This is a genomic window from Pedobacter chinensis, from assembly GCF_003339865.1.
In the GTDB taxonomy this organism is placed as follows: domain Bacteria; phylum Bacteroidota; class Bacteroidia; order Sphingobacteriales; family Sphingobacteriaceae; genus Pedobacter; species Pedobacter chinensis.
The window spans coordinates 297,052-311,782 of sequence record NZ_QPKV01000006.1 but is presented as its reverse complement, the minus strand read 5'-3'; the positions used below and the strand labels follow the sequence as shown (position 1 = coordinate 311,782).

Here is a 14,731-nt window from a genome sequence, read left to right as displayed (position 1 = left end):
TAATACTCATGATTAAGAATAATTTTTCTGATTTAACTGAATTAAAAAATTAAATCAGATATTGTTAAAACATTAAAATAATCTCTCATGAAGAAAATATTAGGACTAGATTTGGGAACAAATAGCATTGGTTGGGCATTGATTGAAGTTGATGAAAATAATATACCCATCCGAATTATTGCAATGGGTTCTAGAATAATTCCTTTAGATGCAGATGCTAGAGATCAGTTTCAGAAAGGGCAGGCTATATCTAAAAATAAGGATAGAACTACAGCTAGAACTCAAAGGAAAGGATATGATAGAAAACAATTAAAAAAGTCTGATGATTTTAAATATAGTCTAAAAAAGATTTTAGAAAAACTAAACATCTTCCCTACCGAAGAATTACTGAAATTACCAAGTCTCGATTTATGGAAACTAAGAAGTGATGCTGTTTCTGACATTGAAGATATAACTCCCGAACAATTGGGCAGAATACTCTATATGCTCAATCAGAAAAGAGGGTACAAATCAGCAAGAAGTGAAGCAAATGCAGATAAAAAAGATACAGATTATGTTGCTGAAGTTAAAGGAAGATATACTGAACTTAAAGAACAAAATAAAACTTTAGGACAACACTTTTTTGATGAATTACATCTAGCTCATCAAAACAACACCTATTTTAGAGTAAAAGAAAAAGTCTATCCAAGAGAAGCTTATATTGAAGAATTTGATGCGATTATAAATGCTCAAAAACTTAAACATCCCTTTTTAACTGATGAAATTATCCATACATTAAGGAATGAAATTATTTATTATCAACGTAAGTTAAAATCGCAAAAGGGATTAGTAAGTATCTGTGAATTTGAAGGTTTTGAAACTACTTATTTTGACAAGAAAACCCAACAAGATAAAACCATATTCACAGGACCAAAGGTTGCACCTAGAACGTCTCCGTTATTTCAGCTATGTAAAATTTGGGAAGTAGTAAACAATATCTCCATAAAAACTAAAAATCCTGAAGGCAGTAAATACAAATGGGGCGATAGAATACCTACTATTGAAGAAAAGCAAATAATTGCAAATTATCTTTCGGTAAATGAAAATCTAAGTTTTGCAGAACTACTTAAAATATTAGGACTAAAAAAAGAACAAGTTTATGCTAATAAACAAATCTTAAAAGGCATCCAAGGTAATATTACCTATTCAGCTATTCATAAAATTATAGGAAATAGTGAATATTTAAAATTTGACACTCAAACAATTCCATCAAAACACTCAGCTATTTTAGTTGATAAAAAGACTGGAGAAATTCTAGATGAAAGAGATAGTGTAGAATTATCTTCAGATTTAGAGCAAGAACCATTTTATCAACTTTGGCATACTATCTATTCTATTAAAGAACTAGATGAGTGTAAAAATGCCTTAGTAAAACGCTTTAACTTTGATGAAGAAATTGCAGAAAAACTTTCTAGAATAGATTTTAACAAGCAAGCATTTGGCAACAAATCTAATAAAGCCATGCGAAAAATGTTGCCATATTTGATGTTAGGATACAATCAATCAGATGCTGAAAGTTTTGCTGGTTATAATCGCAGGTTAACCAAAGAAGAAAAATCAAAAAATATTTTAGACGAACGACTGCAACTATTATCAAAAAATAGTTTGCGACAACCAGTTGTAGAGAAAATTCTAAACCAAATGATAAATGTAGTAAATGCAATTATCGAGAAATATGGAAAACCTTACGAAATTAGAGTAGAGCTTGCCAGAGAATTAAAACAAAGCAAAGACGAGCGTGAAGATGCCGATAAGCAGAATGGATTTAATAAAAAACTGAACGAGCTAGTTATGACTAAACTTGCTGAACTAGGTTTACCAACTACCAAACGTTATATCCAAAAGTATAAGTTTATTTTTCCTGCCAAAGATAAAAATTGGAAAGAAGCACAAACTGCTAATCAATGTATTTATTGTGGCGAAACATTTAATCTTGCCGAGGCATTAAGTGGCGATAATTTCGATGTAGACCATATTGTACCCAAAGCATTATTGTTTGACGATTCGCAAACCAACAAAGTGCTGGTACATAGAAACTGTAATTCTACTAAAACTAATCATACAGCTTACGACTATATCTCAAAAAAAGGAAGTGAAGCCTTAAACGATTATGTGACAAGAGTTGATGAATGGTTTAAACGAGGAATAATTTCTTACGGAAAAATGCAACGTTTAAAAGTTTCATTCGAAGAATATCAAGAACGCAAAAAAGTTGGTAAAGAGACCGAAGCTGATAAAAAAATATGGGAAAACTTTATTGATAGACAATTACGTGAAACGGCTTATATTGCTAGAAAAGCAAAAGAAATTTTAGGAAAGATTTGTCATAACGTTACCAGTACAGAAGGAAATGTCACAGCAAAACTTCGGCAACTTTGGGGTTGGGACGATGTATTAATGAATTTACAGTTACCCAAGTATAGAGAAATAGGACAAACACAATTAAAAGAATGGACAAGTGATCGTGGAAATCGTAAACACCAAAAAGAAGAAATTACAAATTGGACTAAACGCGACGATCATCGCCATCATGCAATAGATGCGCTTGTAATTGCCTGTACACAACAAGGATTTATCCAGCGAATAAATACTCTAAGTTCTAGTGAGACAAAGGATGAGATGCAAAAGGAAATTGATAGTGCTAAGAAAAAATATGGCGAAAACTATGATGAAAAGATATTAAGTGAAAAGAATGAAATAATCAAAGGACAAAAAGAAAAAAATAATCAACTTAATATTTATTTGATTTCACAGAGACCAGAAAATTTTACCACAAAATATATTGAACAAGAAGCAGACAAAATACTAGTTTCTTTCAAAGCTGGCAAAAAAGTAGCTACTATAAGCAAGTTTAAAGCTATAGGCAAAAATGAAACCACAGGCGTAATTGTACCAAGAGGTGCTTTACACGAACAGTTTGTTTATGGAAAAATTAAAACTATTGCTAAAGATTTCAAAACAGGTTTATTAATTAAATATCCCATAAAATACTTGTTTGAAAACCCAAGTCTAATTGCCGAACCAACTATTAAAACTAAAGTCGAAGAAAGGCTAAATGATTTCGAGGGAAATATTAAAAAGTCTATTGAGTCTTTAAAAAGGGCTCCTATTTATCTTGATTTAGCTAAAACCATTTTACTTACGTCTTCTCATTGTTATAAAGATGAATTTGTGATTAAATACAAAATTACCGATTTAAAAAAGGACGATGTGAAGTATATTATTGATGAAAAAGTAAAGCACTTAGTACAAGCTAGACTTGATGCTCACAATGGTAAAGAAAAAGAAGCCTTTAAAGATACTCTCTGGTTTAATGAAAATAAAAAAATACCAATTCTTACAGTTAGATGTTTCACTGGACTTTCAGCTGTCGAAGCTATTAAAAAAGACGAAAATGGCAAAGAAATTGGTTTCGCAAAAACAGGGAATAACCATCATATAGCAATTTACAGAAATAGTGAAGGAAAACAGATACAACATTTATGTACTTTTTGGCACGCGGTAGAACGTAAAAAATTTAGAGTTCCTTATATTATAAATAACACTAATAGCCTTTGGAATGATTTACTTGATAAAGATGTACCACAAGCATTTTTAGATAAGCTTCCTGCTGATAATTTGGAGTTGCAATTTAGCATGCAACAAAATGAAATGTTTGTATTAGGGCTATCCAAAGAAGAATTTGATGAAGCCGTACAACAAAATAACAAAGCATTATTGAGTAAAAACCTCTATTTGGTTTGGAGTTTATCTGAAAACAATTATTGGTTTAGACATCATGTAGAAACAAAAAATTCAGATTTAAAAAACATTTCTGGAGTTAAAGAAAGTAAAAGATTGTATAATATAAGAAGTATTGGCGCTTTAAATGAATTGAACCCAATTAAAGTTCGATTAAATCATTTAGGAGAAATTACTAAAATTGGGGAGGGCGGCAAATATAAAGCCTCAGAAGATAATCTATTATGAATAAACACTCGTTATGAATAAACACTCGATTTTCTATCAAACCCAAAATACCATAAAAATTTTTAATTCATTTGAAGAAGCGAAAAAGGATGAGATAGATAATATCATTGATTTTATGACCAAAATAAACCTCGATAAAGCTAATAAAAGAAAAATTATTGCAGAAGTTGATGATTTAAAAATTCCGTTTCTTTATTTGGATGATCTAGCGCTATCTAAATTTAATATTGGACGGATAATAAAGTGTAAAGTGGATATAGAAAGCTTCAGCAAATTCAAAAAAATAGAAAATCTTAAAGTTTCTATAGTATGATCAAAAGAACGCTCCACTTTAGCAATCCAGCTTACCTGAGTTTACAGCAAAACCAGCTCGCTATTGATTTACCACATTTAAAATCATTAGGCGAAAAAGAATCTAAAAAATCGATTCCGATAGAAGATATTGGAATTATTATCTTGGATAACCAACAAATAACCATTACCCATGGTTGCATTGCTGCACTATTAGAAAATAATGCAGCCATTATAACCTGCAATCAGAGTCGCCATCCTACCGGCATGATGCTACCCATTGATGGACATAACACCCAAAGTGAAAGGTTCCGTTATCAAATTGATGCCTCTCAGCCGCTAAAAAAACAACTTTGGCAACAAACCGTTCAGGCTAAAATTTTAAACCAGGCAGCCATTCTTTTTAATCGGGGCATTGCGTGTGAAAACATGGTTCATTGGGCAAAATCTGTACGCTCTGGTGATCCTGATAATTATGAAGGTAGAGCTGCTGCCTATTACTGGAAAAATGTATTCCCTAAAAAATTAGATTTCTTTCGTGGCCGTGACGGTAATCCGCCCAATAATTTACTCAACTATGGTTATGCCATTTTAAGGGCTATCGTTGCCCGAGGCTTAGTTTGCTCTGGCTTACTCCCCACCCTTGGCATTCATCATCGAAATAAATACAATGCCTATTGCCTGGCAGATGATATTATGGAACCTTATCGCCCCTATGTTGATGAAATTGTATTGGGTATTATAGATAGAGGGGAAAACTTTTTAGAATTGGGAACGTCAATTAAAACACAACTTTTAGGTATCGCTACTGTTGATGTTCAATTTGAAAAGAGCAAAAGTCCGTTAATGGTTGGGCTGCAAAGCACAACTTCCTCTTTAGCTAAATGTTATGAAGGAACGATTCGGAGAATTAACTACCCCATCATGAAGAATTTCGAGACGAAAAGGAGCTTTTATAAAAATGATGAGATCATTAATTCTATTACCATAAATGAAATTACTGAGCCTGGCTATAAAAAATCTAATGATGAACTTCCATTCTAATTGATGCGTTTAAATGAATATCGAATTTTGTGGGTATTAGTTTTCTTTGATTTGCCAACTGAAACGAAAAAAGAACGTAGCATAGCTTCTAAATTTCGTAAAGAAATTTTAAAGGATGGCTTTGCGATGTTTCAATTCTCTATTTATTTGAGGCACTGCAGCAGTAGAGAAAATGCCGATGTACATATTAATCGGGTTAAAAGATTATTACCAGAAAAAGGGCATATCGGTATCATGACGGTTACAGATAAGCAATTTGGGATGATGGAATTATTTTACGGAAAGAAAGAAAAAGAATTACCTGATACTCCGCAACAACTCGAATTGTTTTAAAAATAATACCATTACAATAAAAGAAATGATTAGAATAAAAAATCGGATGCAAATACATCCGATTTTTTTTAATTCTAATTTTTGAACTAACCTACTGATGGATAGTTAATTGAACTATGGTATGTTGTTGTAAATATCAGTAGTTCAAAGAATGAAAGCAAATCACAACTAGTCCCATTCATCAAAAACATCTAGTATAGTTGTTGTAAATATCAGTAGTTCAAAGAATGAAAGCAAATCACAACAAATCCCTGTTGCAATTGGCAGCAACCTCAGTTGTTGTAAATATCAGTAGTTCAAAGAATGAAAGCAAATCACAACTCTCCCATGCTCAAACTATCAAGATTGTTTGTTGTTGTAAATATCAGTAGTTCAAAGAATGAAAGCAAATCACAACACACCATTGAAAATACTCGCATGCTGCTTTGTTGTTGTAAATATCAGTAGTTCAAAGAATGAAAGCAAATCACAACAGGAGCTTGGTTATTTCTGAATTCGTTGTAGTTGTTGTAAATATCAGTAGTTCAAAGAATGAAAGCAAATCACAACTACGGTTCTCTTGCCAATCAAAAGGTTTTGGTTGTTGTAAATATCAGTAGTTCAAAGAATGAAAGCAAATCACAACCTAAATAAATAATATTATGGAAAAGCTAAAGTTGTTGTAAATATCAGTAGTTCAAAGAATGAAAGCAAATCACAACACTTTGGCAGGGCATTTAATGGAACCTACAGTTGTTGTAAATATCAGTAGTTCAAAGAATGAAAGCAAATCACAACAAAGTAAACGTTAATGGCGCAAATCTAATTGTTGTTGTAAATATCAGTAGTTCAAAGAATGAAAGCAAATCACAACACTTAGGTACTTTCTCCTCTGGCTTATTTGGTTGTTGTAAATATCAGTAGTTCAAAGAATGAAAGCAAATCACAACGCAAAATTCACAGTAAGGGACGGGGTTCTAGTTGTTGTAAATATCAGTAGTTCAAAGAATGAAAGCAAATCACAACCGGCCGATGATGATCCCATAGTCATTTACGGTTGTTGTAAATATCAGTAGTTCAAAGAATGAAAGCAAATCACAACAAATCTTCAATGTATTCGTCAATATCTTCGTTGTTGTAAATATCAGTAGTTCAAAGAATGAAAGCAAATCACAACTAATTGTTGATGCTAAAGGGGTTTATATTAGTTGTTGTAAATATCAGTAGTTCAAAGAATGAAAGCAAATCACAACTATGCGGCGGTAAGAGGTGGAACGATCAGTGTTGTTGTAAATATCAGTAGTTCAAAGAATGAAAGCAAATCACAACTCAAGAGAAACACCACCACGTTTAGACGTGGTTGTTGTAAATATCAGTAGTTCAAAGAATGAAAGCAAATCACAACTTTATCGAGTTTTTCAATACATTTGTTTAAGTTGTTGTAAATATCAGTAGTTCAAAGAATGAAAGCAAATCACAACAACTTTTAGGGCTGGATGACACAGGTAAAGGTTGTTGTAAATATCAGTAGTTCAAAGAATGAAAGCAAATCACAACCGTTAAAAGGTGTTACTTTTATGTCGTATTGTTGTTGTAAATATCAGTAGTTCAAAGAATGAAAGCAAATCACAGCTTACTATTTATTGGCTAAACGAGTACCTAGGTTGTTGTAAATATCAGTAGTTCAAAGAATGAAAGCAAATCACAACGATGAATGATCAAAGTGCGTCCACATTGATATTGTTGTAAATATCAGTAGTTCAAAGAATGAAAGCAAATCACAACAGTTTGAGGATTGTGTTAATAAAGTGCTGAGTTGTTGTAAATATCAGTAGTTCAAAGAATGAAAGCAAATCACAACTATTGGCTCAACACCGATGCGCGGGTAAAGGTTGTTGTAAATATCAGTAGTTCAAAGAATGAAAGCAAATCACAACAATGAATGGTTTGATTCATTTAGAAACTTGTTGTTGTAAATATCAGTAGTTCAAAGAATGAAAGCAAATCACAACAGCTTTTATCTTCAATCCAGACATCACATCGTTGTTGTAAATATCAGTAGTTCAAAGAATGAAAGCAAATCACAACTTATTTATTACAGAGGTTGATGATGAAGAAGTTGTTGTAAATATCAGTAGTTCAAAGAATGAAAGCAAATCACAACCGAACTTACGATCAGAAATCAGTTTATATGTTGTTGTAAATATCAGTAGTTCAAAGAATGAAAGCAAATCACAACATTATGTGAAGTATTCTGTACTCCTATAGAGTTGTTGTAAATATCAGTAGTTCAAAGAATGAAAGCAAATCACAACTCGGTTTAATTATAGCTGATGAAGCACATTGTTGTTGTAAATATCAGTAGTTCAAAGAATGAAAGCAAATCACAACCTACAGCTATAGAAAATTCATTTTTTTGGTTGTTGTAAATATCAGTAGTTCAAAGAATGAAAGCAAATCACAACCCTGTTACGGCTTTCTCTTCGTACTGCGACGTTGTTGTAAATATCAGTAGTTCAAAGAATGAAAGCAAATCACAACATGGCAACATCATACTTGATATTGATCATGGTTGTTGTAAATATCAGTAGTTCAAAGAATGAAAGCAAATCACAACGGCAGTTCACTACTCATGTGAATGCTTCCTGTTGTTGTAAATATCAGTAGTTCAAAGAATGAAAGCAAATCACAACAGCTTTTATCTTCAATCCAGACATCACATCGTTGTTGTAAATATCAGTAGTTCAAAGAATGAAAGCAAATCACAACACTTTTCTGGTGTAAGTATAGTGTAAACGAGTTGTTGTAAATATCAGTAGTTCAAAGAATGAAAGCAAATCACAACCTTGAGCAGGGGATGGGTAAAGGTTTAAGGGTTGTTGTAAATATCAGTAGTTCAAAGAATGAAAGCAAATCACAACCCCTAACCACTACATCCACATAGCAACCATGTTGTTGTAAATATCAGTAGTTCAAAGAATGAAAGCAAATCACAACTTAGAACTTGCAAACGAATTACTTGCAGAAGTTGTTGTAAATATCAGTAGTTCAAAGAATGAAAGCAAATCACAACTATAAATGATAAAGGCTTTGACAATATTGTGTTGTTGTAAATATCAGTAGTTCAAAGAATGAAAGCAAATCACAACATAATGAATGGGTTATTTCATTAGGAGCTGTTGTTGTAAATATCAGTAGTTCAAAGAATGAAAGCAAATCACAACTTAATCGGCTTCCCGTTGTCATTAGGAATGGTTGTTGTAAATATCAGTAGTTCAAAGAATGAAAGCAAATCACAACCAAACGTCCGTTGTCATTTTTGATTTTCTGTTGTTGTAAATATCAGTAGTTCAAAGAATGAAAGCAAATCACAACGAAAGCATCGCAACCGCATTAGACTTAGAAGTTGTTGTAAATATCAGTAGTTCAAAGAATGAAAGCAAATCACAACCCAACCTGATGTTTTCCGCTGAAAAGGCCAGTTGTTGTAAATATCAGTAGTTCAAAGAATGAAAGCAAATCACAACGATGCATTGATCTACTGTAAAAAAGGCCTGGTTGTTGTAAATATCAGTAGTTCAAAGAATGAAAGCAAATCACAACTCGTCTGAAGGGAAAGGTTCAACGAAAGTTGTTGTTGTAAATATCAGTAGTTCAAAGAATGAAAGCAAATCACAACGGAACTGCCTTAAGGAAATCACGTTTCATTGTTGTTGTAAATATCAGTAGTTCAAAGAATGAAAGCAAATCACAACCTATTCATGCAGATGCCAAATCATCTTTCGGTTGTTGTAAATATCAGTAGTTCAAAGAATGAAAGCAAATCACAACCAAATGACTTACAAGGTTGGTCAATACATTGTTGTTGTAAATATCAGTAGTTCAAAGAATGAAAGCAAATCACAACCAGTGTATGTTTCCAATCACTATTGATAACGTTGTTGTAAATATCAGTAGTTCAAAGAATGAAAGCAAATCACAACACCTTATAGTCATGCTTTCAGAAAAGAGTTGTTGTTGTAAATATCAGTAGTTCAAAGAATGAAAGCAAATCACAACCAGTTTAAATGCCGCAGCGTAATTCATAAGGTTGTTGTAAATATCAGTAGTTCAAAGAATGAAAGCAAATCACAACGCATCGCATGCGAGCTAACAGAAGATCTATGTTGTTGTAAATATCAGTAGTTCAAAGAATGAAAGCAAATCACAACCCTGTTACGGCTTTCTCTTCGTACTGCGACGTTGTTGTAAATATCAGTAGTTCAAAGAATGAAAGCAAATCACAACATGGCAACATCATACTTGATATTGATCATGGTTGTTGTAAATATCAGTAGTTCAAAGAATGAAAGCAAATCACAACGGCAGTTCACTACTCATGTGAATGCTTCCTGTTGTTGTAAATATCAGTAGTTCAAAGAATGAAAGCAAATCACAACAGCTTTTATCTTCAATCCAGACATCACATCGTTGTTGTAAATATCAGTAGTTCAAAGAATGAAAGCAAATCACAACACTTTTCTGGTGTAAGTATAGTGTAAACGAGTTGTTGTAAATATCAGTAGCTCAAAGAATGAAAGCAAATCACAACACTAGGTAATCAACTAAAACAGCGCTGTTGTTGTTGTAAATATCAGTAGTTCAAAGAATGAAAGCAAATCACAACCAGAGCAAAGCGCGGGTGATCGCAGGGTCAAGTTGTTGTAAATATCAGTAGTTCAAAGAATGAAAGCAAATCACAACCACGTAGGTATGTATTCCTAGTGTACTATGCGCCTTGCCTAAAACAAATCCTCGTTACCCATTCGCTGGCATAGGAAATGATACTAAGGAAAGTTAAAATTCAATTAGCATCTTTCAAATACCACAGTTCAAGCAGGGCGAACGGCTCTTAAATTTACCGGAGTTACATAAACCTGGTTGACGTGAAAATTCCTTTTTGCTGAAGAAACATTCATTACCAATTCAACAATCACAAAAAGATTGCAACAAAAAACAGGATGAACAATAATCTCAGCAGTGAATTGCTTTTCAAAAAAAAGATTACAAACCTAAAGCGGCTTTCAGTTTCACATAACCAGTTTTACTTACGGGCAACCAAATATCTGATTTAAGCAACACGACATAACTATCTTTTTCCTTTAACTCGATTTTAGTTACCTGAGCCAGATTAATGATGTAAGAACGGTGAATGCGGATAAACTGGCTTGCATCTAAAGTTTGTTCAAAATAAGCCATGGTTTTGTTTTTATAGAAAGCACCATCAGCAGTGCTTAATTTCACATAATCATCATCAGCTTCCAGGTAATTGATATCGACAGTTGGTATAATCTTAATTACTCCATCTTTTTTAACCACTACTCTATTGTTTTGGGCCGGGCTCAATGCTGCCGCATCCAATACAGCTTCTGTATTTTCGGTTTGATTTAATCTTGTCGGAAGCTTTTTAATGGCGGCATCAAAGCGGCCTTTATCAATAGGTTTAAGTAAATAATCTACTGCATTAACTTCAAATGCTTTAATGGCATACTCATCAAAAGCAGTAGTAAAAATTACAGCAGGTTTATCCTCTACCAGTTCGAGCATTTCAAAACCGCTGATTTTAGGCATTTGAATATCTAAAAAAATGAGATCAGGTTTATGTAAAGTGATGGCTTTTAACCCTTCAAAACCATCACAACATTCAGCAACCACCTCTATTTCAGGATGATTGGAAAGATAAAATTTAACAATATCTCTGGCTAAAGGTTCATCATCAATTAGTATCGTTCTGATCATTTTTTTGTGGAATTTTTAGGGTGGTAATATATAAATTATTTGCCTCAATTTCGGTCTGTAACAAATGCGGGTTGGCAAATAATAAATATAACCTGCGTTTAATGGCACTTAAGCCAAACCCTGTTCCGCCTGCAGCTTTCATTTCCGGATCGAATGGATTTTGAACGCGCAACGCTAAAATATTTCGGTCTACCGTTACATCAATTTTGATGGTAATTGCGGATGAGGTATTGTACAAACCAAACTTAATTGCATTTTCTACAATTGGCTGCAACAAGGTTCCGGGCAAACAAAGGTTTAAGGTATCATCTGCAACATTAACTTCTATGTTTAACCTGTGGCTAAAACGCACTTTTTCTATATCGAGATAGAGTTGAATATACTCCATTTCCTCCTCAACTGAAACCCATAATTCATCATCACGCTTTAACGTTCCCCGAAGAAAAGATGCTAACTTGGTAATCATCACTCCTGCTTCTTTAGGGTTGACCATAGTGAGCGCAAACACCGAATTTAAACTGTTAAACAAGAAATGTGGTTGCAATTGATGACGTAATTTATTCAATTCTGCTTCTTTAGCAAGGTTTTTAGCAGCTGAGAGTCTTTCATGGGTTTCTGATTGTTCTTCCAATCTGTACCATAAAATATTGGCCAATGCACACCATCCTAAACACATGAAAGAAATTAAACCACGAAAGGCAAAAGAAAAATTATAAAAATCTTTGTATTCTTTGTAATCGGCAAATATATAGAGCATTGTGTATTTGGCAGCAAACACAATAACAAATGTTAGCGCCAAAGTAATAATGAGCACATATAAAATACGCTCATTTTTTGGCTGATAATAACCCAGCATATTGCTGATGCCTATACATGCCATAATGAGTAAAAAGTTATTTACAAAGCTATCAGCGAACGAGATTAGCCATGAAAAATTTACAACATAATGTAAACCGACAGCACACAAAAGAAGCCAGGCAATCGCAATTGCGAGTGATGTTTTTTGTATTTGGGGTATGGATAGAGGTCTAGTTGTCAAGGCGTTTTAGATTAGTTAATGATTTATTTCTGTGTTTTAGTTTTGCCAGATAAGTTTTGGATGATTCAGGTTCTATTATTTTAGAATTTACCTCAACTCCATCTGCTGGCTCATCTACCGCCAAAATTCCACCAATAGCAACAAACTTCCATACCACTAAATCGCCTGCACTATTTTTGATTGGTAAATTAAATTTCCCGGCATTTTGTTGTGCTTTTCTAATAGCATTAAAACTATCTGCAGCTTTTATTAAGCGTGTTTGCTCATTAAATTGTGGCGAGTGTTTCCCCTCGCCACTAATCACTTGATAAATAAGATTAATTGCAAACCATTTCATCGCTCAGTTTTTAAAAACTTTTAACCTCAATCCCTCCAAAAAGTACTGTACCATCTAAAACCAATGTTTTCTGCATCTGGTCTATGGGAAGCATATGTCCTCTTTTATCCTCTACACTTCCAAATATTGCAGTAACGTTCGATTTTATTGCCCAGTTTGGTGGAACAATTAATTTAATGCCACCAAAAATAGCAGTCACGTCCAGCGAAACATTTTCTGTAAAATCTGCCTGGGTCATCAGGATATCCGCGCCTCCAAATACAGCGGTAATATCTCCACCTTTAAAATTTTTAGAATAAACGGTTTGATTAGATCCCCCGAATACAGCCGTTACATCAATAACATCGTTATTATTTGCATTTGTATCAGCAGTTTTGAAATTACCGCTGTCCCGCCCCATACCGAACTCGCTTTTCACACTATCTTTAAATGCTTTTTTATCTCTAAAAGATCCTCTTGGCCTTAAAATTAAAAAACCGCCGATGATTACAAGCCCGAAACCAAGTGCATATTTAGATATATCGAAATCAAAACCGATATTATCAATGGTTTGGTAAACGCCTATTAAAATCAGAATCAGCCAACCGACTCCCCTAAAATTACGTCTAAAGCCTATAAATGCACCTAGTGCGATTAAAAATGTCCAGAAACTAAATATCCAGTGTGGGATATCTAAGCCCATATTATCGAGCAAAAATGCCAGTCCGATAATTAATATAATTGAACCGCTCCAAACCCTGCCTGAGTTTTTTACGTGATGATTATCATTGAGATTTTCCATGTGTTGAATGATTTAATAACCAAAAGTATTTATAATACCGGGGTTGACAGATAATAAACCTATAAAAATTAGCCAAAAGGCGGTAAGCGACATCATTTCATCGGTGAAGAATATTTTCTTATTTTGAGCCCATGAAATATTTACTATTTACGATTTGCGCTATCTTCTCAATTAACGCATTGGCTCAGGATGTGAGCCCACATTATAAAATTTACGATGTAAAAAAGCAAAAAAAAATAGTATTGGATGACATCATTTCTGACATGAGAAATGCAGATGTGCTATTTTTTGGAGAAGAACATAATGATTCTATCGGTCATGTTTTAGAAGCCACAATTTTTAAAAAACTTAATGAAAAATTCCCTCAAAAAGCTGCACTAAGTTTGGAAATGTTCCATACCGATACCCAACCCGTTGTTGATGAATATCTGGCAGATTTAATCTCAGAAAAGAACTTCATAAAAGAAGGCAGAGCCTGGTCTAACTATGTTGATTATAAACCGCTGCTTGAATATGCAAAAGCAAATAAACTTAATGTAATTGCCGCAAACGCAGCAACCCGTTATAGCAATGCAGTTACTAAAGGTGGCTTGGAGATCCTGAAAAACTTTCCCAAATCATCATTAAGTATTCTACCCCCACTTCCCATTGATACCGCCACTGGCAGATACGATGAAAAGTTTACTGATTTATTAGGCGGCCACAGTATGGGTGGCATGAAAGTTTATCAAACTCAAAATTTTTGGGATGCAACCATGGCCTGGTCAATTGCGAAGTTTGCAAAAGCCAACAAGGGAATGAAGGTTTTGCAGTTAAACGGTCGTTTCCACAGCGACGAAAAACTGGGCACGCTGGCTAAACTTCAGAAATATGCACCCAATTTGAAGATCTTAAATATATCTGCTTTTAGCAACGAAGATTTTGAAAATCCCGATTGGGAGAAATTCACGAATCTGGGTGATTACGTTATCATTACCGATCCAAAAATTAAAAGAAGTTTTTAAAAAAAGAGATTACCTCACTGATTGAAATCACGTTGTGAAAAAATATTGAGTTCTCTTCAAAAAGATAAAAAAAAGACAATTTTCAATTTGAAAATTGCCTTTTGATTTCACTGGATACAACTTATTACCATAAATAT

At 33.5% G+C, this 14,731-nt stretch carries 9 protein-coding genes and 1 CRISPR repeat array; of the genes, 5 read left to right on the top strand and 4 right to left on the bottom strand.

Features of this window, described 5'->3' with window-relative positions:
* The first annotated feature begins 87 nt into the window (after positions 1–87).
* Genes cas9 through cas2 form a run of 4 tightly spaced genes read left to right on the top strand, consistent with a single transcriptional unit; the run spans position 88 to position 5,676 of the window.
* Positions 88–4,008 carry a type II CRISPR RNA-guided endonuclease Cas9 gene (gene cas9 / locus DU508_RS15580; protein ID WP_115403726.1) on the top strand — a complete coding sequence of 1,307 codons (3,921 nt, stop codon included), beginning with the start codon at positions 88–90 and terminating at the stop codon, positions 4,006–4,008.
* 13 nt (positions 4,009–4,021) lie between these two features.
* Positions 4,022–4,321, top strand: a complete 300-nt coding sequence (locus DU508_RS15575; RefSeq protein ID WP_115403725.1) for a hypothetical protein — start codon at positions 4,022–4,024, stop codon at positions 4,319–4,321.
* Complete coding sequence (gene cas1, locus DU508_RS15570; RefSeq protein WP_115403724.1) at positions 4,318–5,343, top strand: type II CRISPR-associated endonuclease Cas1; 1,026 nt, start codon at positions 4,318–4,320, stop codon at positions 5,341–5,343. The genes DU508_RS15575 and cas1 overlap by 4 nt, the downstream gene beginning before the upstream one ends.
* A gap of 3 nt (positions 5,344–5,346) precedes the next feature.
* Positions 5,347–5,676, top strand: a complete 330-nt coding sequence (gene cas2 / locus DU508_RS15565) for a CRISPR-associated endonuclease Cas2 (protein WP_199562725.1) — start codon at positions 5,347–5,349, stop codon at positions 5,674–5,676.
* A 123-nt stretch (positions 5,677–5,799) separates the two neighbouring features.
* Positions 5,800–10,398: direct repeats of the CRISPR family, unit length 46 nt; unit sequence GTTGTTGTAAATATCAGTAGTTCAAAGAATGAAAGCAAATCACAAC.
* 300 nt (positions 10,399–10,698) lie between these two features.
* Here the strand turns inward: cas2 and DU508_RS15560 are convergent.
* The 4 genes from DU508_RS15560 to DU508_RS15545 form a co-directional block, all read right to left on the bottom strand.
* Positions 10,699–11,433 carry a LytR/AlgR family response regulator transcription factor gene (locus DU508_RS15560; protein WP_115403722.1) on the bottom strand — a complete coding sequence of 245 codons (735 nt, stop codon included), beginning with the start codon at positions 11,431–11,433 and terminating at the stop codon, positions 10,699–10,701.
* Complete coding sequence (locus DU508_RS15555; protein WP_233509650.1) at positions 11,411–12,313, bottom strand: sensor histidine kinase; 903 nt, start codon at positions 12,311–12,313, stop codon at positions 11,411–11,413. The genes DU508_RS15560 and DU508_RS15555 overlap by 23 nt, the downstream gene beginning before the upstream one ends.
* A gap of 148 nt (positions 12,314–12,461) precedes the next feature.
* The gene (locus tag DU508_RS15550; protein ID WP_115403721.1) at positions 12,462–12,809 is read right to left on the bottom strand and encodes a DUF4288 domain-containing protein; all 348 of its coding nucleotides are present in this window, start codon (positions 12,807–12,809) and stop codon (positions 12,462–12,464) included.
* A 10-nt stretch (positions 12,810–12,819) separates the two neighbouring features.
* On the bottom strand, positions 12,820–13,590 hold the full coding sequence (locus DU508_RS15545; RefSeq protein WP_115403720.1) for a LiaF transmembrane domain-containing protein: 771 nt from the start codon (positions 13,588–13,590) through the stop codon (positions 12,820–12,822).
* 131 nt (positions 13,591–13,721) lie between these two features.
* On the opposite strand from DU508_RS15545, the gene DU508_RS15540 reads away from it, so the two are divergent.
* A complete protein-coding gene (locus DU508_RS15540) occupies positions 13,722–14,594 on the top strand; it encodes a ChaN family lipoprotein (RefSeq protein WP_115403719.1) in 873 nt (290 codons plus the stop codon).
* Positions 14,595–14,731 lie beyond the last annotated feature (137 nt).

What these genes read in the sequence shown, in the direction of transcription:
- DU508_RS15575 (WP_115403725.1), top strand. Translation starts at nt 4,022, where the DNA reads ATGAATAAACACTCGATTTTCTATCAAACCCAAAATACCATAAAAATT.
- cas2 (WP_199562725.1), top strand. Translation starts at nt 5,347, where the DNA reads ATGCGTTTAAATGAATATCGAATTTTGTGGGTATTAGTTTTCTTTGAT.
- DU508_RS15560 (WP_115403722.1), bottom strand. Translation starts at nt 11,433, where the DNA reads ATGATCAGAACGATACTAATTGATGATGAACCTTTAGCCAGAGATATT.
- DU508_RS15550 (WP_115403721.1), bottom strand. Translation starts at nt 12,809, where the DNA reads ATGAAATGGTTTGCAATTAATCTTATTTATCAAGTGATTAGTGGCGAG.
- DU508_RS15540 (WP_115403719.1), top strand. Translation starts at nt 13,722, where the DNA reads ATGAAATATTTACTATTTACGATTTGCGCTATCTTCTCAATTAACGCA.
- cas9 (WP_115403726.1), top strand. Translation starts at nt 88, where the DNA reads ATGAAGAAAATATTAGGACTAGATTTGGGAACAAATAGCATTGGTTGG.
- DU508_RS15545 (WP_115403720.1), bottom strand. Translation starts at nt 13,590, where the DNA reads ATGGAAAATCTCAATGATAATCATCACGTAAAAAACTCAGGCAGGGTT.
- cas1 (WP_115403724.1), top strand. Translation starts at nt 4,318, where the DNA reads ATGATCAAAAGAACGCTCCACTTTAGCAATCCAGCTTACCTGAGTTTA.
- DU508_RS15555 (WP_233509650.1), bottom strand. Translation starts at nt 12,313, where the DNA reads ATGGCATGTATAGGCATCAGCAATATGCTGGGTTATTATCAGCCAAAA.